Origin of the sequence: Vibrio sp. A1-1 (genome assembly GCF_021728175.1) — a bacterium.
Classification (GTDB): Bacteria; Pseudomonadota; Gammaproteobacteria; order Enterobacterales; family Vibrionaceae; genus Vibrio; species Vibrio diabolicus.
On the sequence record NZ_JAKKCL010000004.1, the window covers coordinates 26,834 to 49,816 of the forward strand.

The 22,983-nt window shown below is 43.3% G+C and carries 19 protein-coding genes; 8 read left to right on the forward strand and 11 right to left on the reverse strand.

What is annotated here, in order from left to right; genetic code table 11:
• Positions 1-12 precede the first annotated feature (12 nt).
• Complete coding sequence (locus L3V30_RS08550; protein WP_005392681.1) at positions 13-858, reverse strand: tetratricopeptide repeat protein; 846 nt, start codon at positions 856-858, stop codon at positions 13-15.
• 200 nt (positions 859-1,058) lie between these two features.
• Between L3V30_RS08550 and L3V30_RS08555 the strand changes: the two genes are divergently transcribed.
• Positions 1,059-1,529, forward strand: a complete 471-nt coding sequence (locus tag L3V30_RS08555) for an ASCH domain-containing protein (protein WP_237308713.1) — start codon at positions 1,059-1,061, stop codon at positions 1,527-1,529.
• A 50-nt stretch (positions 1,530-1,579) separates the two neighbouring features.
• Here the strand turns inward: L3V30_RS08555 and L3V30_RS08560 are convergent, their stop codons facing one another.
• Complete coding sequence (locus tag L3V30_RS08560) at positions 1,580-2,167, reverse strand: class I SAM-dependent methyltransferase (RefSeq protein ID WP_237308714.1); 588 nt, start codon at positions 2,165-2,167, stop codon at positions 1,580-1,582.
• 89 nt (positions 2,168-2,256) lie between these two features.
• Positions 2,257-3,774: a phospholipase D family protein gene (locus tag L3V30_RS08565; RefSeq protein WP_053808079.1), complete on the reverse strand. Its 1,518-nt coding sequence runs from the start codon at positions 3,772-3,774 to the stop codon at positions 2,257-2,259.
• Between the two features lie 518 nt (positions 3,775-4,292).
• On the opposite strand from L3V30_RS08565, the gene L3V30_RS08570 reads away from it, so the two are divergent.
• The 5 genes from L3V30_RS08570 (at position 4,293) to L3V30_RS08590 (ending at position 12,025) form a co-directional block, all read left to right on the forward strand.
• Positions 4,293-5,450: an efflux RND transporter periplasmic adaptor subunit gene (locus L3V30_RS08570; protein ID WP_006741362.1), complete on the forward strand. Its 1,158-nt coding sequence runs from the start codon at positions 4,293-4,295 to the stop codon at positions 5,448-5,450.
• A 13-nt stretch (positions 5,451-5,463) separates the two neighbouring features.
• Positions 5,464-8,616, forward strand: a complete 3,153-nt coding sequence (locus tag L3V30_RS08575) for an efflux RND transporter permease subunit (RefSeq protein WP_237308715.1) — start codon at positions 5,464-5,466, stop codon at positions 8,614-8,616.
• A 342-nt stretch (positions 8,617-8,958) separates the two neighbouring features.
• Positions 8,959-9,225 carry a hypothetical protein gene (locus L3V30_RS08580; RefSeq protein WP_046873807.1) on the forward strand — a complete coding sequence of 89 codons (267 nt, stop codon included), beginning with the start codon at positions 8,959-8,961 and terminating at the stop codon, positions 9,223-9,225.
• Positions 9,226-9,899: 674 nt separating this feature from the next.
• The gene (locus tag L3V30_RS08585; protein ID WP_237308716.1) at positions 9,900-11,207 is read left to right on the forward strand and encodes a hypothetical protein; all 1,308 of its coding nucleotides are present in this window, start codon (positions 9,900-9,902) and stop codon (positions 11,205-11,207) included.
• Entirely contained in the window at positions 11,207-12,025 is an 819-nt protein-coding gene (locus tag L3V30_RS08590) for a hypothetical protein (protein WP_237308717.1), read from the forward strand. Before L3V30_RS08585 ends, L3V30_RS08590 begins: the two co-directional genes overlap by 1 nt.
• A 29-nt stretch (positions 12,026-12,054) precedes the next feature.
• Here the strand turns inward: L3V30_RS08590 and L3V30_RS08595 are convergent, their stop codons facing one another.
• The 6 genes from L3V30_RS08595 to L3V30_RS08620 are packed head-to-tail and all read right to left on the reverse strand — an operon-like array spanning position 12,055 to position 17,315.
• A complete protein-coding gene (locus L3V30_RS08595) occupies positions 12,055-12,714 on the reverse strand; it encodes an HAD family hydrolase (RefSeq protein ID WP_237308718.1) in 660 nt (219 codons plus the stop codon).
• Between the two features lie 2 nt (positions 12,715-12,716).
• On the reverse strand, positions 12,717-13,736 hold the full coding sequence (locus L3V30_RS08600) for an ABC transporter ATP-binding protein (protein WP_109168901.1): 1,020 nt from the start codon (positions 13,734-13,736) through the stop codon (positions 12,717-12,719).
• Complete coding sequence (locus L3V30_RS08605) at positions 13,733-14,521, reverse strand: ABC transporter permease (protein WP_074189833.1); 789 nt, start codon at positions 14,519-14,521, stop codon at positions 13,733-13,735. The genes L3V30_RS08600 and L3V30_RS08605 overlap by 4 nt, the downstream gene beginning before the upstream one ends.
• Positions 14,522-14,523: 2 nt before the next feature.
• Complete coding sequence (locus tag L3V30_RS08610) at positions 14,524-15,414, reverse strand: ABC transporter permease subunit (protein WP_237308719.1); 891 nt, start codon at positions 15,412-15,414, stop codon at positions 14,524-14,526.
• A complete protein-coding gene (locus tag L3V30_RS08615) occupies positions 15,411-16,235 on the reverse strand; it encodes an alkaline phosphatase family protein (protein ID WP_237308720.1) in 825 nt (274 codons plus the stop codon). The genes L3V30_RS08610 and L3V30_RS08615 overlap by 4 nt, the downstream gene beginning before the upstream one ends.
• A gap of 12 nt (positions 16,236-16,247) precedes the next feature.
• Positions 16,248-17,315: an ABC transporter substrate-binding protein gene (locus tag L3V30_RS08620; RefSeq protein ID WP_237308721.1), complete on the reverse strand. Its 1,068-nt coding sequence runs from the start codon at positions 17,313-17,315 to the stop codon at positions 16,248-16,250.
• 205 nt (positions 17,316-17,520) lie between these two features.
• Between L3V30_RS08620 and L3V30_RS08625 the strand changes: the two genes are divergently transcribed.
• Complete coding sequence (locus L3V30_RS08625) at positions 17,521-18,249, forward strand: UTRA domain-containing protein (protein WP_237308722.1); 729 nt, start codon at positions 17,521-17,523, stop codon at positions 18,247-18,249.
• A gap of 62 nt (positions 18,250-18,311) precedes the next feature.
• On the opposite strand, the gene L3V30_RS08630 is transcribed toward L3V30_RS08625, so the two are convergent.
• Positions 18,312-19,898, reverse strand: coding sequence for a BCCT family transporter (locus L3V30_RS08630; RefSeq protein WP_005392697.1), 1,587 nt, complete (start codon positions 19,896-19,898; stop codon positions 18,312-18,314).
• A gap of 304 nt (positions 19,899-20,202) precedes the next feature.
• On the opposite strand from L3V30_RS08630, the gene L3V30_RS08635 reads away from it, so the two are divergent.
• On the forward strand, positions 20,203-22,611 hold the full coding sequence (locus L3V30_RS08635) for a glycoside hydrolase family 2 protein (RefSeq protein ID WP_237308723.1): 2,409 nt from the start codon (positions 20,203-20,205) through the stop codon (positions 22,609-22,611).
• Positions 22,612-22,712: 101 nt separating this feature from the next.
• Here L3V30_RS08635 and L3V30_RS08640 read toward each other — a convergent pair whose 3' ends face one another.
• Positions 22,713-22,967 carry a hypothetical protein gene (locus L3V30_RS08640; RefSeq protein ID WP_046875806.1) on the reverse strand — a complete coding sequence of 85 codons (255 nt, stop codon included), beginning with the start codon at positions 22,965-22,967 and terminating at the stop codon, positions 22,713-22,715.
• Positions 22,968-22,983: the final 16 nt, after the last annotated feature.

The window sequence follows — 22,983 nt, forward strand, 5'->3', positions numbered from 1 at the left end:
CTGCTCATTCCATTATTCGTTTGCTAGGTGTAAGAGCTTTTCAAAGCGCTCGTTACCATGCAGCAATTCGAGGTCTCGCTCTTCGGCAAGCAAGTCACGAATAGATGGGCTGTATTCAATAGCGCGTTCCAAGTCTTCAATGGCTTGCTCTTCAATGCCAAGACGAGAGTATGCACAAGCACGTTGATACAGTGCCGGACCATTGGTGTAATCGACTTCAAGTACGCGGTTACAGATGCTTAGTGCCCAGTGGTATTCGTTGATTTCCATCGCGGCGTCTGCTTTGTAAGTCAACGCTTCTAAATCACCTGGGCGAATCAGCAAGATCTCATCATAGATTTCAATACGTTGCTCTGGTGTTTGTGAGCTTTGCGCACGCAACCATAAGTTATGGATCTCGTTGATTTTCTCAATTTCTTTATTGTTTTCACTGATAATGCGAGTTTTGCGTTTTAAATCTCGCTCAAGGGCGACAAATTTCTTCTCGTATTCTTGGGCGATCTTTTCTAATCGTTTATCCGCCATCTCTTTGGTGTTGTGTTTAAACTCTCGCAGAGATTGCCAGCCTACAAAGGCGATCAGCGATGCGACACCTGCGATGATGTAGAAGAAGTAGGTTACGGTCACGTTGGCATAGTTCAACGATTTATCCGCAACCGTCAGCTCGCGATCGGTGATCTCTGTGATCATTCGTTTTTCTAGGCTCTGATAGTCCTGACGCAGTGCTTTTAGCTCATCTAAAATATAGCGTTCCATTAATGGTCTATCTAACAGATCCGATTCTGAATACTTTTCGTCCGATGCCATTGTCGGCAAGGCAAGTATCAGCGAGAAAAAAATACCAATAAATAAGCGCATAAAACGTCCTTTCACGAGAAGAGTACAGATAGACCATGCAACAATAGCAAATAGCACAAACGTTTAGCAAAGTTATTACAAAAGAAATAATTGTCGTCTACGTAAAAGTCATATTCTTGTTGTTTTTCAGTTTGTTCCTTGTGGTTATTTGTCGAGATATCTTTTATTCTCCTTGCGAATTTATGATTAATGGAGTGAGCATGGACGCGCGAGCTAAGGATTACTTAGAGCAGTATCTAAAAGTATTATCACCAGAACAAAGAGCAGCCCTACCATCAGTTAGTGCTGACTATTATTGTGCCGATGAATACAACGCCAACGTATGCGCCGATTTGGTTCGAATTGGACAGAAAACCGCCTCTTGCAGTATGGAGCTTTGGTATCGAGAGCATGGCGAAAGCATGCCACAAGTGGGTCATTTACAAGTCGTCACGAATTGGAACGGGGACCCCGTTTGTGTAATACGAATTACTGATGTCAGCACATGCAAATATGAGGATGTAACCGCAGAGTTTGCCTACGCAGAAGGCGAAGGTGATAGAACCTTAAACTGGTGGCGTGACGCGCATACTGCATTTTTTAAAGCTGAATGCGATGAGTTGAACATAGATTGGCATGAGAAACGTACGCTAGTTTTGGAGCGTTTTGAAGTGGTGTATCCAGTCAATTAATCGCTGATAGCAGCACTGATTTGAAGTGCTGCTTTCTTGAGAGACCGCTTTTAGCGCTTGCGAGCGGTCACACTAAACATGTGCCAGTGTTTTAGGCTTCCGACTACCGTGGTTCCGTCTTCATCTCTTTCATTCAATGAAATGAGTTCGTAATCCACGAATAAACTTTCCACTTCCTTTTTCGTTAATGCGGTAATGTTCGGATGCATTTCTGATGCAACCCAGGAGTCTTTTACTCCCAAGAAATCACCGCAAAAGATACCGCCAGGTTGTAAGGCACTGTCTATTTTGGTCCAAACTTGCTCAAAGCCTTCGTCCGGGCAAAAGAACAAACTGGCATTCGCGATAACCAGGCTGCATTGAGGATAGTCAAACTCAGTAAAACAGCACTGTGAAATTGAGAAACGCTTGTGGCCTTCAAAGCGTGTTAAACAAGTTTTTACTGCATCTTCATGGCTATCAAATGCGTGAACGTTAAACCCCTGTTCGAGGAGAAAATGACTGTCTCGACCTATTCCGCAGCCAATATCAAGAGCGACTTTGCTCTCGAGTTTCAGTAGGTTTACGGCATTTTCCACGTTTGGGCGGTGAGGTTGGTTTAAAATTTTCTGATAGTACTCGTTCCATTGTGCTGACATTGAACTTCCTTGTATTTATTGTGCTTCCCCAAATCTAGTGTCGATTCTTGTATTGCTTTATCGGGGAGGTTTTGAAACATTGGCAATTGTTATAGCTGCTCTTCAATTGGCAATATGCCGGAGAACCAAGCGCCCATTTTTCGCCATACTCCGGCCTCTGGTTCAGAATCATATTCTTTGCCTGTTTTTATGTCAGTCCAGACAATGTCTCCGTCGCGTAGAGTTAAGGCATAGGCGTTATTCGACAATTGATTCGGCAGTTGTTCTAGAAACATTTGCACATATTCTGGCTGTTCGATAACAACGGCCATTTCGGTATTCAAAGCGGCTGAACGTGGATCCCAGTTCATCGAGCCAACAAACAGAGTTTTGTCATCAATCGTCATTGCTTTTGCGTGTAAACTTGCTCTGCTGCTCCCCGTGAGGCTCCACTTGCTTTTGAGTTTTGCGCTTGCTTTTACTTCCCATAGCTTGACCCCAGCTTCGAGTAGGTCTGTTCGATATTTTGCGTACCAACCATGCACGGCAAACACGTCGTTAGAGGCGAGACTATTGGTCACAATCGTGATATCAACGCCTCGCTTGGCCGCGTTACTCAATGCTTGTGTGCCGACTTCGGTTGGGACGAAATAGGGGGAGATAAGAACAAATGAATGTTCAACACTTTTAACCAGCTCCGTTAAATTATCAATAAGTTGGCTCTCTCGGGTCGCAACTTTATCGGGTAAGTCAAACCATACTTTTGCTTCTCCCCAGTAGAGCTTGAGATTGCCTTGTTTGAGAGCTTGGTACATATCCAGTTTAGTGAAGTCATAACGGCCGGTTGAGAACTTTTCCTCTAGCTGGAGTTTGTCGACCTGCTTTTGAATCGCTAGGTCGGTAATTTGCTGTGAGTCCGGTGTTATCCATTCCATTGGTATCGCATAGGCGCTATTCCAATAGAGGTCGAACTGATCTGCAGTTTGTTGTACCGCCTCACCATAGAGCAGTAGATCAAAATCACCAAATTCGACTTGTGATTCAAAAGAAAAGTACTCATTGCCGATATTCCTACCCCCGACAATGGCAGAAACACTGTCTGCAATCAGAGATTTATTGTGCATACGGCGATTAAGACGTTCAAAGTCACTGGCAAGTGCGAACCAGCGGGAGTCGCGATACTGATGCGGATTGAATAAGCGGATTTCGATATTAGGATGTGCATTGAGGGCAGCCATCACGTCATCGTTTCGCTTTTGCATATCGTCAAGCAACAGCCTTACTCGGACTCCACGCTTTGCCGCTTCATACAAGCGCCACGTTATTAGCTGACTCGTTTCGTCACCACGGTAAATATAGTATTGAAGATCAAGGCTTTTTTGTGCGGACTCGATTAGAGAGGTGCGAGCAAGAAGGGCATCGTGTCCTTGATTTAAAGGGGAAAAGCCAGTGATTGACTTGGGGTCTTTCCCGTAAGCTTCAAAGTACTGTGCAAGCACAGAGTCACCTTGATACCCAAGTTGGAAGCTAGTGGATTTTTCACTGGGATCGTTCAATGACACGGATGAACATGCCGATAAAATTGTGAATAAAGAAGGGAAGAGCAGCTTAGCGAGTGTATGTAACAAAGTACATTTCCTTGTCTTACAGAGTGTTACTTATCAGAAATTATAGACCTAAGTTGCCGCAGCGTGCATCCAACAAGGTTGGATAACGGGCTATTAATCAATGAATTGTCATGTTCTCGGGATTAAGTTCACCTTTTTGAACGCAGATAATCATTTATTTTAATTATGATTGTGTCTGAATTGGTCATAATCACTAATATCTGGTGATTATGACCAATAGCACACTGGTTAAAATAGTTGAGTAACAATAACTATTTGAATTTTAATAAATAAATGCCTGGCACGTCCCTTGCTGTTCAAAAGAAGAGTTAAGTCAGGGCAACTTGCGAAGTTGGTTAATTTTTTGTTAATTTTATTAACTTTGAATTGGCAATAACTCTGTAGTTAGCAACCGAAAAAGCAAGGTACGCGCTGCTTTGACGTCTATTCAAATGTAATTCCCTCACCATCATGCTTACAGGGAGTCAAAGATTTAATAAAAGCATGGTGATGAAAACAACAATAAAAAAGGATTTTCGATGTTAGCAAAACCCGTATTACGTTGGCTTTTACCTTTCGTCGTCGTTGGTGGATCTTATGCCGGATATGCCGCAATCGCCGCGACAGCTCCGGAAAAGGAGTCAACCAAAGATGCCATTACAGAGCCTACCGTTCAGGCTTCTTCTCTTTTTCCTACCGATCATAAAGTGGTGATAACCAGCCATGGTGAGTTAGTCCCTTTTGAAAAAACACACCTTTCCGCGCAAGTCAGTGGTGAAGTGATAAGTTGGCACCCTAATTTTGTAACGGGTGGGATCGTGAAACGAGGAGAAGTGCTGTTCACGATTGAAAGTGACAACTACGAAGCGTCGGTTTTGCAAGCCGAAGCCAATTTAGCTAGCGCACGTGCGAGCTTGATTGAGGAGCAAGCCAAAGCGGAAGTGGCAAAACGCCAGGCCAAGAGACTGAGCGATAAGCAAGTGACAGACCTGTATTTACGTAAGCCTCACGTTTTGAGCGCGCAAGCGCAAGTGAAGTCGGCTCAAGCGGCACTCAAACGAGCAAAAAGAGATTTAGAAAATTGCAAAGTCGTTGCACCTTACGATGCGCTGGTTGTTGAGCGTGATATTGGTGTTGGTCAATTTGTCACATCTGGCTCTCGAGTTGCCACGCTAAACAACATTGAAGTGGCGGAGGTGCACGTACCAATCGCCGGTTTTGATAGTGCATTTTTACCCGAATCCATTGGTGAGCTCACTGCGACAGTAACGCAGCAAGGTGTATTTTCTACCACTAGAGAAGGTCGAGTTGTTCGTGATTTAGGCATGATTGATAGCGCTACCCGAATGATTAACATGGTCATTCAAATCGCGGACCCATATGGTATTGATAATCAGCAGCCTCCAATTAAATTTGGCTCCTACGTTGAAGTGAGCTTCACAGGTAAGGAGCTAAAGCATATCTATCGCCTGCCACAGGAATTAGTCAAAAATCGCACAGTATGGGTAGTGAATGGTGAGAATCAACTTCAACCTCGGACGGTAACGGTCTTGAGAGCAGAAGGTGAATTTTTACTTGTGGGGGAAGGCTTAGAGCAAAGTGATAAGTTGGTACTTACCTTGCCGGAGTACCCTCAAAAAGGCATGGCGGTACAAATCGCAAAAAAGAGTGACGACTCCGAAACCGTCGTACAGTAAGTAGGAGTTTGTCATGGAAGATACTAAACAAAAGGGCTTAATTGCCTATTTTGCGAATAACCCCGTCGCTGCCAACCTTTTGATGGTGTTCATCATCATCATGGGTGTGGTTAGTTTTCTCTTTATTCAAAGGCAGATGTTTCCGAACATTGAGGTGAACTACATTGATGTTCGTGCGACTTATCCTGGCGCTTCTCCTCAAGAAATTGAAGAAAGCATTCTCGTTAAGGTTGAGGAATCGATTAAAGATGTCACCGGGATTAAAAAAACGGTCTCAACGGCCTCTAGAGGTAGCGCGTATGTCTCTATCGAGGTAGACGTTAATGCTGATATCAAGCGTGTCTTGGATGATGTAAATCAACGCATTGATACTTTATCCAACTTACCTGCCGGTATGGAACCGATCAATGTCTACCAAGTTGAGTGGCGTCAAGATGTGATAGAAATGGGGTTAGTTGGGGACCGACCGCTTGAAGAGCTCAAACCCATTGCTAAGCAAGTCGAGGGTGAATTACTTCAACTCAAAAATGTCATGTTGGTGTATTTGAGTGCACCAGAGGAAGAGATAGCGATTGAAGTTGATCCACTCGTTCTTCGTAAATACGACTTGACGTTGAGCGATATCAGCAGCGCGATCAGTCGTTATTCTGCCAATTTTTCTGCGGGCGAAGTCAAAACAAACTCAGGGATGATCGCAGTAAGGATTGAAAATCAGTACTACCGTGGTGATGAGTTTAGGAATATTCCTGTAAAGCTTGGCGCAAATGGTGCGAAGGTTTTACTGCAAGATATCGCCACGATCAAAGATGGCTTTACGGAAGAAGAGCGCTACTTTGAATACTCAGGGCAAAATGCGATCTACATGTCTGTTGAAGCGACTCGCGATCAGAACATTATCCCTGTTGCCGAGTCTGTTCGTAATTATATCGAAGCAAAAAATAAGACATTACCGCAGGACGTTAAGCTCAAAGTCTTAGTGGATACGACCTATTATTTAAATGGTCGTCTCGACATGATGTTGAAAAACTTGCTGCAAGGCGCAGTTCTAGTGGCGATCATGCTGACCATTTTCTTGCGCTTTCGCTTGGCAATGTGGGTAATGATTGGGCTGCCAGTATGTTTTCTTGGCGCGGTGATGATGATGCCTGCATTAGGGATCACGGTAAACATCGTATCTCTTTTTGCCTTCATTATGGTGCTCGGTATTGTGGTCGATGACGCCATCGTGATGGGAGAGAGCGCCTACAGCGAAATTGAAGAAAAAGGCGGTGGCGTAGAAAATGTGGTTCGCGGTGTCAAACGTGTTGCCACGCCAGCTACTTTTGGCGTTTTAACCACAATTGCCGTGTTTGCCCCTTTCTTGTTGTCTAGCGGTATTGACAGTGCTTTCTTCTATGGTATTGCGGGCGTTGTGATTCTTTGTTTGATCTTCAGTTTGATTGAATCGAAGTTAATCCTTCCTGCTCACCTCGCACATACTCACTTTAAGCCAGTTAAACCTGGTGGCTGGCGTGACCGATTTAACCAACGCTTTTTTGGCTTTGTAAACGGCACTTATCGTAACTTTGTCACGACATGTACGCATTGGCGCTGGACAGTATTTGCTGTGTTTTGCGGTTTACTGCTGATCAGTGCGGCTTTGGTCAACGCGAATTATGTTCGGGTGATCCCTAACCCTAAAGTGCCTACTGATTATCCTGCGATCACTATTGAAATGAACGATACCGTTTCAAGTGAGCAAACAATCAGTGCTCTTAAGACCATCGAACGTGTGATGCAAAAAATTGAATCAGAGACCATCGCAGAACATGGTCAAGGTATGATTCGTGATGTGCTTTCATACAACAGAAGCCGTACCGAAGGCCGTGTTTTGGTGCCATTGGTTGATGAGGAATTACGCCCGTTCAATACATTTGAACTTGCTCGACGTTGGCGTGAAGCTATGCCAGTTATTCCTGGAATGAAGAGCATCAAAATCCGCGAGCAGAGCGCGGGTGGCGGTGACAGAGATGAGTTTGGTTACTTGCTGTTTGGTTCTAATATTAATGAATTGAACGAGGCTGGGCGTTACTTGATAGAGCGTTTACAGCAGGAAGAAGGGTTATACGATATTTCATCTTCTATTGATTCAGGAAGCAAAGAAGTGCTCCTTTCTCTTGCGCCTGTAGCGTACGATCTCGGACTGGATCTCACCATGATCGCAGAGCAAGTGGGTGGCAGCTTCTACGGTGGTGAAGCACAGCGTCTTATTCGTGATGGTGAAGAAATCAAAGTTATGGTGCGTTACCCGCAACTGACACGTGAAGCATTTTCATCATTACGTTACGCTGTGATTACCACGCCAGCAGGTAAGAAGGTCATGCTGGGTGATGTGGTGAAGATCAACGAGCAGCCGGGCGTGAGTAGCATTCGACGTGAAGGCGGGTATCAAACCGTTTATGTCTATGGTTCGATAGACGAAGAATTGGTTGAACCTCAAGAAGTCGTGAAGGTCATCGACGACAATATCTTACCGGACATGAAGCAAGTCTTCCCGAGTGTGAAAACGGAATTGGGTGGTGATATTGAAGAGCAAGCAGCGCAGCGTAATGAACAGATTCTGTTCTTTATTGCAGGCATGATCATCGTCTACATCTTGTTAGCCGTACCGTTAAAAAGTTATACCCAACCTTTGATTGTAATGTCAGTCATTCCATTTAGTCTGACGGGGGCGATTTGGGGCCACTTCTGGCTAGGTTTGGATATCAGTATGATGTCGACATTTGGTTTGATCGCCGCTGCTGGCGTGGTTATCAACGACTCTCTAGTTATGACAGATTACGTAAACCAAGTGAGAGAAAAGGGTATGAACATCAAACAAGCGGTGGTTGAGGCGGGCTGTGCACGCTTTCGAGCGATCACGCTCACCTCCATAACGACGTTTGCGGGTGTATTGCCGATTATGTTTGAAACGAGCTTGCAGGCGCGTTTTGTCATACCAATGGCTGTCGCTTTGGGCTTTGCGGTGTTGTACGCAACGGTTCTGACTTTAGTGCTGGTGCCTTGTTTGTATTTAATGCTTGAAGATATTAAAAATATTTTCAGATCGATTAAGAGGTTTATTCATCGCTTTATCAATCGTTTCAGAAAGTCGCCAGTGACGTCGAGCGTTGAAGTAAATATATAGAGTTAACAAGCTTGATGTTAACGATTAGGAGCAGCCTTCGGGCTGCTTTTTTATTTCTGTATTTTGATTCAAAGCAGTTCTAGAGTGGGTTGTTACGTAATTTATTCGATGAAAGAACAGCGAGAAAATCTCCTGATAAATCATTCTTTATATGAATACCTTTTGCGTGTTTGATTTTCTTGGTTAATTTAACACTTGGTTAGCGAAATTTACCAGATGGAGATAATGATGAACACATGATTCTGATTAAGTTATTGAAAAATAACAAAATAAAAGTTGGCACCGTATGTGCAATATATAAATTGTAACTAAAACGAACTGCTAATCCTCAAGGAGCTTATTATGAAAAGCGTATTTCTATCTACTCTAAGTCTTATTGTTGTAATGTCATCACCAATCGCTGCTGCTAACACTTTAGACAAAGAGGAGTGGAGCTCAGATTTACGTCAGGACTTTTCTGAAATGAAGCATGAAGCTGTAGCAGATATTCAGCAAATGAATATGGATGCCATCCACGCACGCGATGAGCGTATCGTGAAAAACATTAAAGATGAGCAAGAACAGTTAGTAAAGGTAACGTGCCACAAAGAGAAAGCAAGCAAGTCATAACCGCCGATAAAGAGACTAACAGACGAAAATGAATCCAATACGAGTTCAGTGCTAGTTAGCAGTAAGCACTGACCTTGTTGCTCTACTTGCCAGCCTTTTAAGGCTGGCTTTTTTGTTTTTACTACCAGACCAATAAAGCTGGAAGAAAAAAGCCCACAAAGAATTTCCTCTGCGGGCGTAATAAAGGGCACCAAATTGGGTGTCTATTCATTTTGGAGGTGGTCGAACGTCCATATAAAACTGACAATAGGCTTGGTGAGAGGCTTACCACCAGCGCGACCAACGGAGCTAAAGTTAACATTGTTGCAATGATTGTTAAAATGTTAATTCTTCAATCAATGTTTTCATTATCGTTAGTATGGATTGTGAACATGTTGTTCTATTGTTCCTGGAATGCTTGACTTTCGAATTTGAACACATATAGAGATATAAATATTCCTTTCTTTATCCATTTTAGTTATATAAATTTCGTCATATCACACTGCTAAATATTCATGATTTTTAGCAACCCGACATAGGTTAGGCAGGATTGTTACTGGTGTGTAAGTATCTTTGATTTTCGTTAGTTTGAACTTTGCATTGTACTTCTTGGAACGAGAAAGTCGCTCACATGGAGATGCAAATTATAAGATTGTCTTTTTATCTTTTATGTAACTGTGGTAATAATAAGTTACATGCTTTTACCGCTTTCCTCTAAAATAATAAATTTGCTCTTTAGATTAGAATATATATTGAGTAATGTTGGCCTTATTTTAAGTTTGGAGCCTAATATGACTTGGGAAATACTTAACCAAAAGCCAACAGAGAGTAATGCTAGAGATGTTGTTGTATTGAATAGATTTAGCAACTTTTTAGGTCAGTTCGATATTGATCCTAGAATATTAGATAAGAGAGATGTTAAGATTACAAGGCAGGCGATTTTAGTTATTCAAGCAATGACAGACTTTGATCGCAAGAATGTGATAAAAGACATTTATAAAATTATAGATAATCCTAAAAGGGCGAGTCTAACTAAGCATAGCAGAAATCCTTTTTGGCGTTTGGCAAGGAATATTGACCCTTTTAGAGCTTATCATTTTTTAATTCTTTATCGTATATCTGACAGTGGTTCTGTAGTCATTGAAGAGATTATGCTAGATAGTAAGCTCCATGGTTCAAAGTTAGAGTCAAAAAAACAAAGAACTATGTTGTACGATGTAAGAAAAGAAACAAAATCCCGCTACTCAGAAGATAAAAATACTAATGAAGATATTCAGTCTGCATTGAATAGTTGGGATGGGAAAGGTGCCAATATCATTCCGAAGATTAACTGTGAACACGTTACTATAAATGGTATGAATAACGATTATGATACAGCATCAAAGTTAATGGGTGTTCATACTGACGTCGCATATAGGAAAGATAATATAGTTAGGTATAATTTGTTTCATAACCCTACAGATGGAGGGGTTTTTGATTTGGCAGAGTGTATCTTTGATCAAACTCGTATATTTAAAAGTAGAAATGCGAAGCAACTTGCTTCTTTAATTATTAAAACACACAGTGAGCGTCGTCGAGTAAAATGGACTGTTCATAGTCAAGGAGCTATTATATTTCGCTCTGCGATTGAGGAAGTAAAAAGTCTAAGGCCTGAACTAAGATTAGATGGACATGAATTGGCAGTACATAGCCCTGGTGGTAATTATGGTATTTTATCAATGAAAGCAAAGCGTTTAGGTATGAAAGTTCAGCCACTTAGAGCTAACCCTGCAGACTTTGTACCTAACGTAATCGGGTTAAATGGTGTAACAAGCATAACCAAAATGAACTTGAGCTTGAGTCCTGTTTTTATTTGGGCTTGTTTTTTGTCCAAAACCATAGGTGGCAGCCCTCATTCATTACCTTATCTTGGGTTAAATACTTATGAAAAACAGCTGAGAGAGTCTGGTGCCCGGCAAAAGGCTAGGGTGATAGGTAAATATGCGAAAATTGGTAAGCATTAATGAGTATTATGTCTCTTCTAAAATTAAAATTTCGATCAGGAGCGAAATTATCTAAACCTAGCCACAGAATCTATAGGTTTGGGAGCCTCGTTTGTGATTTGACCGTGCCTGGAGGGGGGTACGAATCACATAGAGCTGAAGAGGACTCAGAGATTACGCGTGATTTCTTAGAAAGTAATGTTAGGAATGATTACCATAATCAGTTTTTTTTGGTTGGGCGCTTAGAGTGGCCTTACCACACGATAATTCCATATCCTGGAACATACGATTATTATGGACAGTTAACAATGAAGCTTAGCTTGATTCCATATGTTAAGAGCTCAAATATTAAAAAATCACTATATGATATACGAGATGATATTTTCTTTCGATATAATGATTTTTACAATGCCGAAGAGCATGATCCTAAAACGGGTAGAGGTTACAATAAGTATAAAGCAAAATCTATATATAAGCATTACACCGAAGAGGTGGTTGTAGGTAATGAAGAGTTAAGAAATGAACTTATTAATACTAGGGTTTCAGATATATTGGTAACTCCCCCTAATATAAGCTTACATAATAATTATATTAAATATGAGTCTGAGAAAAGTTTATCTAAATTTAAGAATCATTATTGCTTTTTATTTAATAAATATTGTTACCTGAGCATAGAGTTCCATCATGATGGATGGACTGATCGCTATATGAAAGTATGCCTTGAAAATGCGCAGGAGGCTGAAAATATGATTGTATCATCGATAAATATATCAGAGTTATTAGATGAAGAGCTTCCTGATAATGAGGTACGTAACATAAAACCAAAGAGCAGCAGTTAGCTGCCCTTTATTGCTATAAAGACCGAAGGCTAATTCCAACGTAATAGCGTCCAATTTGATCGATTCGCGTGTTCTTTTAGGCGTGAGCATGGATTTACCAGGTAGGTGTAATCTGCGTATTCACATAAAGGCAAATCGTTGATTGAATCGGTATAGAAATGGATTTCCGAATAAGGCTCAGGCTGATTTTCTAGCCACTGTTTTAAGCGCGTGACTTTACCTTCACGATAACTAGGGACACCGTCGATTTCAGCGGTATAACAGTTGTCTTTCTCAATTAAATCAATTCCGAGTACGGTTGGAATATTAAGACGGCGACCAACGGCTTCCACCAAAAAAGTGACGCTGGCAGAGATGATAACCATATCTATACCATCACGAGACAGTTGCTCAATCAGAGTTTTGGCTTGAGGAAACTGTTTAGCCAGAATATGGCTTTCAACACATTCTTCAACCAAGGCGTTTACTTCTTCAATCGGCATGTTTTCTAGTGGCTTCATGGAGAACGCTAGGTAATCTTCCATGTCCATTTTGCCTTCAGAGTACAAGGCCATTAGACGCTGATCTTCCTTAATAAATAAAGGATCAGTCGCGATGCCTCTCTCAACCATAAACTCGTTCCAAATCATTGCGCAGTCAGCGTTTATTAGGGTTTCATCCATATCAAAAACATACAAAGGTTTGGACATGTTTAGGCTCTCACTGGTTGTATTTCGTTTAGGTTAAAGAGTAGCTCTAGTTGGCTGCCATTCGCTAGTAAGCGTTCTGAAGAGCGGTTAAGTAAGTCAACAGTGAGCTCACACTCTTCAACGTTCACTTGATAGCGAATAATATTACCTAGAAGCTGGTGGTTGGTGATCGTACCTACTTGTGGCGCTGAGATGTGGCTATCATATTGACGACCTTGCTCTTTTACATATATAGACTCTGGGCGAATCGCTACTTTCCATTCGGTATCAATATTGAAGAGTTGCTTGGCTTTATTGGCCTCTACAAGGTTGTAGTGCCCCATGAAACCGGCCACAAACTCGTTAGCAGGATGAGTATAAATTTCTTCAGGTGTTCCTGCTTGAACAATTTCCCCTTTACTCATTAGGAAGATACGATCAGACATAATCATCGCCTCTTCTTGGTCATGAGTTACGAAGATAGTGGTGAGATTCATCTCTTTCTGAATATCTCGGATTTGCTGACGAAGATGTTTGCGGATTTTGGCATCAAGCGCAGAAAGTGGCTCATCAAGCAATAATATGCGAGGTTTAACCACCAACGCTCGGGCGAGTGCGACACGCTGGCGCTGACCGCCAGAAAGTTGATGTGGATAGTGTTTTTCTTTACCTGCCAGATCCACCAGTTTGATGACTTTAGCTACTTCACGTCGAATATCATCATTCGCAAGCTTTTTCATTTTTAAGCCAAATGCAATGTTGCCTTCAACGGTCATATTGGGAAACAGCGCATACGATTGAAAGACCATCCCAATACCACGCTCTTGCGGGACTTGATGCGTGATATCTTCTCCGTTTACCCAAATCTCGCCGCCATCGACAGGGTTAAGCCCTGCAAGGCTGCGAAGTAGCGTCGATTTACCACAACCGCTAGGGCCCAAAAGCGTAATGAATTCACCTTGCTCGATGTTAAAGTGAATGTCCTCAAATACGGTGTTATCACCAAAACGTTTAGTCAGATTTTTCGCAGTGACGTAGCTCATTGTTTGACTCCTCGGCTAAAACGACTTGCCAACCAAGTCAGGAAAAAAATAAATAGGAAGTAGGTCATCACTAAGGCAGACGTAAAGTGGCCGCTCGTCTGACGCATGTTATACAAGTAGATTTGCAGGGTTTCATAACGTGTGCCGACTAAAATATTGGCGAACACAAACTCTCCCAATAGAAATGAAAATGAAAGGAAAAGCGATGCCATCAGTCCTTTTTTGAGGTTAGGTAAAATGACCATCAAAAACGCTTTGGTTGTGCTTGCCCCTAGCAAGTGTGCAGCGTCCATTAAATCGTTAAGGTTAATTGCTTCGAAGCTATTGGAAATCGCACGATACATGAACGGTAACGCGATGGTGAAGTAAGTGCCTATTAAAATCCAAGGGGTACCGATAAGAGATATTTCACTGTCAGCATAAAGTTGAAGCAAGCCGACGGACGACACGACTGGTGGTACAGCGAATGGTAGCAAAATTAGTACGTTCATGAGCTTATCGAGCTTCGGGAAGTAGTAAAACACCACGAATATCGCTGGCAGAACCAGAAGCACACTGAGGGTTAGCGAAGCAATACAAATAAACAACGAACGCCCAAACGCTTGCAAAAAACGTGGGTCGGTCAGCAATTTAACGTACCAATCAAAAGTGAAACCATCCGGAAGCACCGTGGCGCCCCAGCGTGATGAAAGCGAATAGACAAAGGTCGCTAAAATCGGGATGAGCATGATCCCAACAATGGAATAAACCACCGTTTTATGGAATCGAGTATTAACGTTGTGCATGACTACCTCCTACCTGCATAGCTTTTCGAAATGAGCCATTGGTTAATCACTGTGATAAAGGCAAGTAACGCCATTAGAATCACCGAAATTGCAGCGGCGAGATTAGGTTCAAGGAACAGGTCTCCCGATACCAGACTCGCAATTCGAATTGTGATGACGTTATAGTTACCGGAGGTCAACGCATAAACACTCGCATATGCGCCGATTGCGTTGGCTATTAAGATAATAAAGGTACCGAATAAGGCTGGTGAGAGCACTGGCAGCGCGATTTTCGCCCAATACTGCGATGTTTTGGCTCCTAGTAGCGCAGCAGCTGCTTGCCAATCATCACTCAACGCGTCGAACGCAGGGTAGATCAACAACACCGCCAGCGGGATTTGGAAGTAGATGTAAATGGCCAGCAGGCCCCATTTACCATAAAGGTCGAAATCACCGAGTAAGCCATACTGCTTGAGCAAAAGGGTAATCGCCCCATTGGTGCCCAAAATAATAATAAAAGCGAATGACAGAGGTACGCCTGCAAAGTTGCTGCTCATGTTCGTAAACGCAATCACACCGTCGCGGACTTTAGAATCGACTCTGCGTAGAGAAGAGACCAACAAAGTCGCAATGGCTAAGCCAAAAATGCTCGACCACACCGCTAACCACAAGCTATTGCCAAACGCCTGCATCATAAAGGCAGAGTCGAGCACTTCAATGTAGTTATCTAAGGCAAACTCGCCATCGTAGATAAAGCTGTTTAACAGTACCCAAATCATCGGTGCGAGTTGAAATAGGTAGAAAAACAGCGCGAAAGGCACTAACCAAATGGCTGGCTTAAAGCGCTTTAACCAAGTACTTGCCAAATTTGAGCGAGATTCGCTAGAGCTTGGGGAGAGGACAGAACTGCTCATAGTGCTAACAATTCCTGAGTGTATGGCTTCGTGTGGTCAAGGTTTAGCAATTGACAAACGGTGCCACAAATATCAGTTTGCTTAATATGACAATCCTGATGGGTAAACTTATCGCCAATGACAAACAGAGGAACTTCTCGCTCTTCAGGTAAAATCCCACCGTGAGAAAGATCGTTGTTCATGCCATGATCGCTGGTCACAATGATTTGATACCCATCAGCAAGCCATTGTTCGATGTAGTTGGAAAGAATAATGTCTGCACCTCGCGCACAATTGCGGTATTGGCGAGAGTCTAGGCCAAACTTATGTCCTGTATCGTCGATATTCATCGGGTGGATCAGTAAGAAATCAGGTTGATAGTTTCGACGTAAATACTCTGCGTCCAGGAACAAGGCTTCATCAGGATAATGATCCCAATGGTAAAAGCAGCCGTGCTGGATATTCAGGGTTTCATCATGCGTGAAACGATCGCGAACAGGTTCAAATGGCGCGCGATTATAAAGCTCACTTACCCAGTGGTAGGTAGCCGCAGCGGTAACTTTGCCTTGGGCTTTTGCCAAACTGAAAATGGAATCGTGTTTGGATAGACGAACGATATTGTTGTTTACGATGCCGCTTTCTACAGGGCGAACGCCCGTTAAAATGCACTCATAAAGTGGGCGAGACATAGAGGGCAGCTCACATTGCACAGGATAAAGCGTTGCGCGAGTTTCTTGTTGGGAACGACTTTGTTCTAGAAGACCATTGAGGTAGCCCATACAATCACGGGCTACCTGATAGTTCAGTCCATCTAGAACAACAAGGATGACCTTATTGCTCATAACGACTTACTCTTATTGCTGGTGGATTAAGACACTTTCTTGCCATTGACGTGGCAGCTTACGCGCGGACTTTTCCCAAGCTGAGAAGTCAGTCACTGGGTGAACATTGCTGTATTGGTCGTTAGCAATTAGCTTGTCTTGCACTGCTTGAGGCAGTGTGATGTTGGTGCGGATTGGACGCGCATAACCTTCTGCTAAGTTGATTTGCCCTTGATCGCTGAAGATGTACTCACGAGCAAGTTTTGCTGCATTAGGGTTCTTCGCATATTTATTGATTATGGTTGTATAACCAGAAATCACAGAGCCATCTTGAGGAATGCTCACTGTAAAGCGATCGCGGTCAATTTTGTCGCGATAGTTCAACGCATTGAAGTCCCACATGATCGCCACTTCCACTTCGCCTTTTTCTAGGTTGGCGATGTTCGGATCAGTAAATGAAAGACGACCTTGCTTCGCGAGTTCAGAAAAGAACTTGAGCGCAGGCTTGAGGTTGGATTCGTCCCCACCGTTGGCGAACGCTGCGGCGAGAACCGCGTTGTTTGCCTGTGCTGCTACGCCGACGTCACCTACGGTCACTTTGTAGTCGCCTTTTAATAGGTCATCCCACGTTTTTGGCGCGTCTTTTACGAGGTTATTGTTGGAGATAAAAGAAATAGTGCCAGTGTAAGCAAGTGCCCAATGACCATCTTCGTCTTTTGCCCAATCTGGAATGTCATTCCAAGTTGTTGGTTTGTATGGCTGAGTGACGCCTTTTTTAACCGCTACACGTGCGAAGGCAAAGCCTACGTCACCAATGTCTGCGGTCGCCTTTTTCTTCTCAGCTTCGAATTTTGCGATTTCTTGAGCCGAGCTCATATCCGTGTCTTGGTGCTTAAGGTTGTAGTTTGACTTTAAATCAGCCCAAGTGTCTTTCCAGTTCGCCCAACTATCGGGCATACCTACACTGTAAACCGCCCCTTCTTTTTGTGCTGCGGTAACCAATGACTCAATATCGGCTTCTTTCGCTACTGTTGGTGCTGCAAGCGTTACCGCGATGATTGCCGCTGGTGCGGTAATTGAACGACTTAGCAAAGTTTTCATTGTCTCCATCCTTCTGGACTAGGTCAGTAAGTTCGCTTTGTATGCTATGGATGGAATGTGACGATTTAGCGCAAGTAATTTGACAGTTTTTATGAATTTCTATGGCACTTATATTTCATACGCATGTGTTCTGTTGATTAATGTCATATTTTTGTTACGTACACGCCTTATGTTGTTCATCAAATTATCGTTGGACTAGATCAGAATGAGAGCGACAGGCACCAGCCAATTTGGTACCCAATTAGGAAAAATTAGAAGCAGCTTAAAGCAGCAGATTCTTTCCGGCATCATGTCGGAAGGACAAAAATTGCCATCAGAAAGAGAGCTCAGTGAGCTGTTCTCTACGACTCGAATCACTATCAAAGATGCGTTGGTGTCTTTGGAAACTGAAGGTCTTATTTATCGAGAAGAGCGCCGGGGTTGGTATGTATCTCCGGAGCGTATCTGTTACAACCCGTTGTCTCGTTCTCACTTCCATCAAATGATTCGAGAGCAGCATCGTATTGCGGAAACCAAATTACTCAACGTAAGAAGTGAAATGGCTGCAGGTGAATATGCAAAATCGTTAGAGGTTGAGCGAATTACCCCAATTTATGTGATTGAACGGTTACGTTTTATTGATGGGCGAGCGGTATTGTTTGTTGAAAATATACTCAAAGCAGCACTGTTTGAAGGTATATTGTCCGAGAACCTCACCATTTCACTGACAGGTATTTATCGTGAGAAGTATGGCTACGAGACAAAGCGCTCTCGTTTTGATGTGATTCCAACGTCAGCGCCTGCTCATGTCGCTAAGGCGTTGAACCTAGCTGAAGGACAACCCGTCCTGAAAATTCGTCGAGTAAACTACAAACAAGATGGGCATTTAATGGACTGCGAATTCGAGTATTGGCGTCCAGATGCAGTGATGATTCGCATTGATAGCGTAGGATAAAGCGCAGAATTAAAAAGAGCCCAATGAAGGGCTCTTTTTCGTATATTGGTTAGAGAGGCGGTTTAAACGAGGCCTTGCTCTTTCGCCATTTTACTTGCGATGCCAGGTGCTTTCCAAATGCTTGGCAGCAAAATGAAAGACACAGGCACGGCGGTAATCACAATGAAAGACTGCAATGCAGAAATACCACCAGAGCCCATTGAGATAAGCGCAATAGCGACAATACCCATCATCAAACCCCAGAATGAGCGAATCACTGCGTTTGGTTCTGTTGAGCCCGTCATTACTACACTGATTGTGTAAGTCATTGAGTCACCCGTCGTCACGATAAATGTTGTCGTTAAGATCAGGAACAGAACCGAAATGATCATTGGGTAAGGTAATTCACCCGTAATCGCTAGCAGTGCTGCAGGCAAGTTAAAGCCTTCAAACGCAGATGAAATCAAGCCAGGGTTATCAAGCTCAAACGCAAGGCCACTGCCGCCAACGATACTAAACCAGAAGCAAGTAATCAGCGGTGCTGCGATGCTAATAGACATGATCAATTGGCGAATTGTACGACCACGAGAGATACGAGCAATAAAGATCGCCATCATTGGGCCATAACCTATAAACCAACCCCAGAAGAATACTGTCCACCAGCTTAGCCAGCCCGTATCACCACGGTAAAGCGCCATTGGGAAGAAGTTATCTACCATGCGACCAACGCCTTGTACGTAGCCATCAACAATAAAGCTTGTCGGTCCAAAGAACAGGATGTAACCAATTAACAGCACAGACAAAATAATGTTGTAACGACTGACGATTTGAATACCTTTGCTCAAACCGCTTAGTGCGGAAAGGGTATACATCAGGATCGCTGCCATGATAACCATGCTTTGCGTTACGAACGTATCTGGCAGGCCAAACAATGAGTTTAGCGCGTAGCTAATTTGTAAACCTAAGAAGCCGATAGGGCCGATTGTTCCTGCTGCTACGGCAATAATGCTACATGCGTCAGCAACATCACCAATCCAGCCTTTAATGGCTTTATCGCCAAACACAGGGTAAAGCAGAGTACGCGGCTTAAGAGGCAGGCCTTTATCGTAATGCAAGTGCATTAAGACAATGGAAGATAAACCACCAAGGATCGCCCAAGCTAAGAAGCCCCAGTGCATAAAAGACTGAGATAGAGCATTGATTGCGGCAGTTTTCGGTGAAGCTTCACCGTATAAAGGTGGGGCAGTCACAAAGTGCGCGATAGGCTCAGCAGCGGCCCAGAACACACCACCACCTGCAAGTAGGGTACAGAGTACAATTGACAACCACTTAAAGTTATCAATATCAGGTTTCGCTAGACCACCTAGACGCACATAACCAGTGCGACCAAACGCAAGAGCCAAACCAATAAGGAAATTCAGAAGAAGCAGTACTTGCCAGTAAGCTCCGAAATATTTAGTAGCAAAGCCGAAGCCGGTGTTAACCATTGCGGTTAGAGAGTCGGTATTCGTTAGGGCAAGTAAAACGAATAGAGTGAGGAAGCTACCACTTAACCAAAAGACAGGATTGGTGAGTTCGAGGCGCTTGAGCAGAGATGGGGGATGAATAGCAGAATAGTCAGCATCCTGAATAGGCGCTGTGTGGGAGGCGGCATTCGTCATATTTGACATAATTACTTCGCTTTTTAGGGCTATGAAGCCGTGCATTTCCCCTCACATCGTTTCGACGAAAAGTGTGAGGATGTTCAAAAAGCCGATGATGTTAACATGTCGAAGTTGCAAATATAACCTTAGATTTCGATTAATTTTTAACAGGTTAGCCAAGTTGCTGATTTTTGGGTAGAGATCAAAGGAAAGTGTTTTTACGTGAAGTGCACCGCATTTCGTATGTAAATAACATTTCCCTTGTTTTTGCATGGATTACTCAGGATTACATTGAGCAAACATGTTTCTTCTCCAAACTGAGGTTTACTCAATGGCTCACTTCGAACTTAATGGACAGTGGTTACTTACCTCGCCACAGCGTCCCGATATTGAAATTCCAATGTCTATTCCGGGCGATAATATTTCGGCGCTTTTACAAGCAGAGCGCATTCCGGATCCTTATTTTGCCGATAATGAAAACAAAGTTCGTTGGATTGAAGAGTGTGAGTGGCATATCTCGCGTGAGTTTGAAGTCGACGCGTTTACGTTGTCTGCCAAGCAAGTTTGGATGACGCTAACTCGTGTCGATACCTTGGCAACTTTCTATGTTAATGGTGAGTTAGCACTAACTTGCAGCAACATGTTTACCCAGCAACGTGTGGATATTAAACCGCATTTAAAGCAAGGTACTAACACGATTCAGGTTGAGTTTTCTCGGGTGGATTTAGAAGGTATCGCAAGAGCAAAAAAACTACCATTTCCTATTCCATCGGCAATGGGCAACAACCAAATTCCACACATGAATTTGATCCGAAAAACCCAATGTCATTCCGGATGGGACTGGGGCATTTGCTTGATGGTATCGGGTATTTACGACCCCATTCAAATCGACATTGTGAATGAGCTTTGGCTCAAAGGCTTCTCGACAGAGCAGCAATGGCAAGCCGATGAGAGTGTGTTTCTTGATGTAGTAGTTGAAGTGGAAACGGACAGTCAACGCCATGAACTGATTGTTGAATTTAATGGTGAGCGTCAATGTATTCAAACAAAAGGAAGTGGCCACTATCACTGCCAGTTCCACATTTCGGAGCCTCAACGCTGGTGGCCATCAGGTTATGGCGAAGCTTATCTTTACCCCATTACCATTTCTTGCAGAGAGCAAAAGTTAACGCGCAACGTTGGTTTGCGTCAGTTAACCCTAAATAACCAAGCTGATGAACATGGCTCTGCGATGGAGTTTATCGTTAATGGCGTACCAATTAATGCCAAAGGTGCCAACTGGATCCCTGTTGACGCAATGCCGGGGCGAGAATGCGAAACACGTTATCGCAACCTTTTGCAAAGTGCGGTTGATGCTAACATGAATATGATACGTGTGTGGGGTGGAGGTCAGTACGAGAGCGAGAGCTTTTACAATCTGTGTGATGAGCTCGGCTTGTTAGTGTGGCAAGACATGATGTTCGCATGTTCACTGTACCCATCTGATAATGACTTCTTAAAAGAGGTCGAAGATGAGCTTCGATACCAAATTCCGAGGCTTAAGGAGCACCCATCAATAGCACTTTGGTGTGGTGATAATGAAGTGATTGGAGCTATTGGTTGGTACGAAGAATCTAAGCACAATAAAGTCAAATACACGGTTAACTACGATCGCCTCAACCGCATGATTGAGCAGGTGATTACTGAGCACGATAGCGCTCGTCGTTTCTGGCCAAGTTCCCCGTGTAATGGTGAACTGGATTTCGGTGACGCGTGGCATGATGATAGTAAAGGTGATATGCACTTTTGGGACGTTTGGCATTCAGGAAAATCATTCAATGCCTACCTTGACGTGAATCCTCGTTTTTGCTCTGAGTTTGGTTTTCAATCTTGGCCATCTTTTGCAGAAGTTAAGCAGTTTGTCCCGGAGCAAGATTGGAATATCACGTCCCTAACCTTTGAACAACATCAGAAGAATCCTCGTGGTAACAGTATCATCACAGAGATGTTCACGCGTTATTTCCGTTTTCCCTCTGGATTCGAGAACATGCTGTATTTAAGCCAAGTTCAGCAGGCAATCGCGATCAAAACTGCGTGCGATCATTGGCGTGCCATTTCTCCAGTTTGTCGCGGCATGCTGTATTGGCAACTCAACGACAACTGGCCTGTCAGTTCTTGGTCTAGCTTGGAATACAGTGGTCGTTGGAAGCAGTTGCACTACCATGCAAAACGCTTTTTTGCGCCGCAGTATTTGGTATTTTCCGAGCATACAGGCAAGTTGAGCCTGCATTTGCTCAATGATGCCAAAGAGCCCGCAAGCGTCAACGCACTGCTCAAGTGGGTAGATTGGCAAGGGGAAGAAAAGCAATGTTGGAGCTTAGAACAAACGGTCATAGCAGACAGCAATACGATTTTGTGGCAATTGGATGAATCGGTTGAGAAGGATGAGCTTACGTCAGGCTTCTTCTATGTTGAAGCGCAAATCGGTGAAGACAGAATAAGCAACACATGGTTTTGCACTCATGAGCTGAAAACTTTGCCTATGGCAAAAGCCAATATTGATGTCTCTATTGAAGGAAGCCAAATTACATTGATTGCTGACAAGCCTGCGTTTTTTGTTCATTTGGAAAGTGATGTTGATGGAAGGTTCAGTGACTCCAGTTTTACTCTGCTGACCAACGTTCCAATGACGGTTGAGTATTTAGGTGATGATGTTTTCGGCATGCAGCAGTCGTTGAGGGTATACCACCTTAATGATTAAAACGGGCATAGAGCATCTATATGCTGATATCTGAGAAGGGGGCCTTTGCTCCCTTTTTAGTTATCAAGTATCAGTTATTAAGCTCAGGTTGAGACAGAAGGTTATTTAAGTTTCTGATGAATACGGTAGCCAACAACAAAACCTATGTAGAATAGCGCTGCGAGAGTAAGCATTGCCGTCGCGTACGCCAGTAGGCTGTTTAACCCTAAACCAAAAGCCAGAGTGAAGGCGATACCATGAATGGCCTCCGCAGGGATTCGGTACCAAGCAGCGTGGACGGAAGATCCGAAGAGGATAAAGGTACTAAGTAAGACAATCGTGCCGCCTATAAAGCCGACCCATCTGCTGTTGTTCATGTTGTAATCTCAGGTG

Excerpts from the sequence above, each read along its gene's own strand:
- L3V30_RS08550 (WP_005392681.1), bottom strand. The coding sequence starts at position 858 with ATGCGCTTATTTATTGGTATTTTTTTCTCGCTGATACTTGCCTTGCCG.
- L3V30_RS08555 (WP_237308713.1), top strand. The coding sequence starts at position 1,059 with ATGGACGCGCGAGCTAAGGATTACTTAGAGCAGTATCTAAAAGTATTA.
- L3V30_RS08560 (WP_237308714.1), bottom strand. The coding sequence starts at position 2,167 with ATGTCAGCACAATGGAACGAGTACTATCAGAAAATTTTAAACCAACCT.
- L3V30_RS08570 (WP_006741362.1), top strand. The coding sequence starts at position 4,293 with ATGTTAGCAAAACCCGTATTACGTTGGCTTTTACCTTTCGTCGTCGTT.
- L3V30_RS08575 (WP_237308715.1), top strand. The coding sequence starts at position 5,464 with ATGGAAGATACTAAACAAAAGGGCTTAATTGCCTATTTTGCGAATAAC.
- L3V30_RS08580 (WP_046873807.1), top strand. The coding sequence starts at position 8,959 with ATGAAAAGCGTATTTCTATCTACTCTAAGTCTTATTGTTGTAATGTCA.
- L3V30_RS08585 (WP_237308716.1), top strand. The coding sequence starts at position 9,900 with ATGCTTTTACCGCTTTCCTCTAAAATAATAAATTTGCTCTTTAGATTA.
- L3V30_RS08590 (WP_237308717.1), top strand. The coding sequence starts at position 11,207 with ATGAGTATTATGTCTCTTCTAAAATTAAAATTTCGATCAGGAGCGAAA.
- L3V30_RS08595 (WP_237308718.1), bottom strand. The coding sequence starts at position 12,714 with ATGTCCAAACCTTTGTATGTTTTTGATATGGATGAAACCCTAATAAAC.
- L3V30_RS08600 (WP_109168901.1), bottom strand. The coding sequence starts at position 13,736 with ATGAGCTACGTCACTGCGAAAAATCTGACTAAACGTTTTGGTGATAAC.
- L3V30_RS08605 (WP_074189833.1), bottom strand. The coding sequence starts at position 14,521 with ATGCACAACGTTAATACTCGATTCCATAAAACGGTGGTTTATTCCATT.
- L3V30_RS08610 (WP_237308719.1), bottom strand. The coding sequence starts at position 15,414 with ATGAGCAGTTCTGTCCTCTCCCCAAGCTCTAGCGAATCTCGCTCAAAT.
- L3V30_RS08615 (WP_237308720.1), bottom strand. The coding sequence starts at position 16,235 with ATGAGCAATAAGGTCATCCTTGTTGTTCTAGATGGACTGAACTATCAG.
- L3V30_RS08620 (WP_237308721.1), bottom strand. The coding sequence starts at position 17,315 with ATGAAAACTTTGCTAAGTCGTTCAATTACCGCACCAGCGGCAATCATC.
- L3V30_RS08625 (WP_237308722.1), top strand. The coding sequence starts at position 17,521 with ATGAGAGCGACAGGCACCAGCCAATTTGGTACCCAATTAGGAAAAATT.
- L3V30_RS08630 (WP_005392697.1), bottom strand. The coding sequence starts at position 19,898 with ATGTCAAATATGACGAATGCCGCCTCCCACACAGCGCCTATTCAGGAT.
- L3V30_RS08635 (WP_237308723.1), top strand. The coding sequence starts at position 20,203 with ATGGCTCACTTCGAACTTAATGGACAGTGGTTACTTACCTCGCCACAG.
- L3V30_RS08640 (WP_046875806.1), bottom strand. The coding sequence starts at position 22,967 with ATGAACAACAGCAGATGGGTCGGCTTTATAGGCGGCACGATTGTCTTA.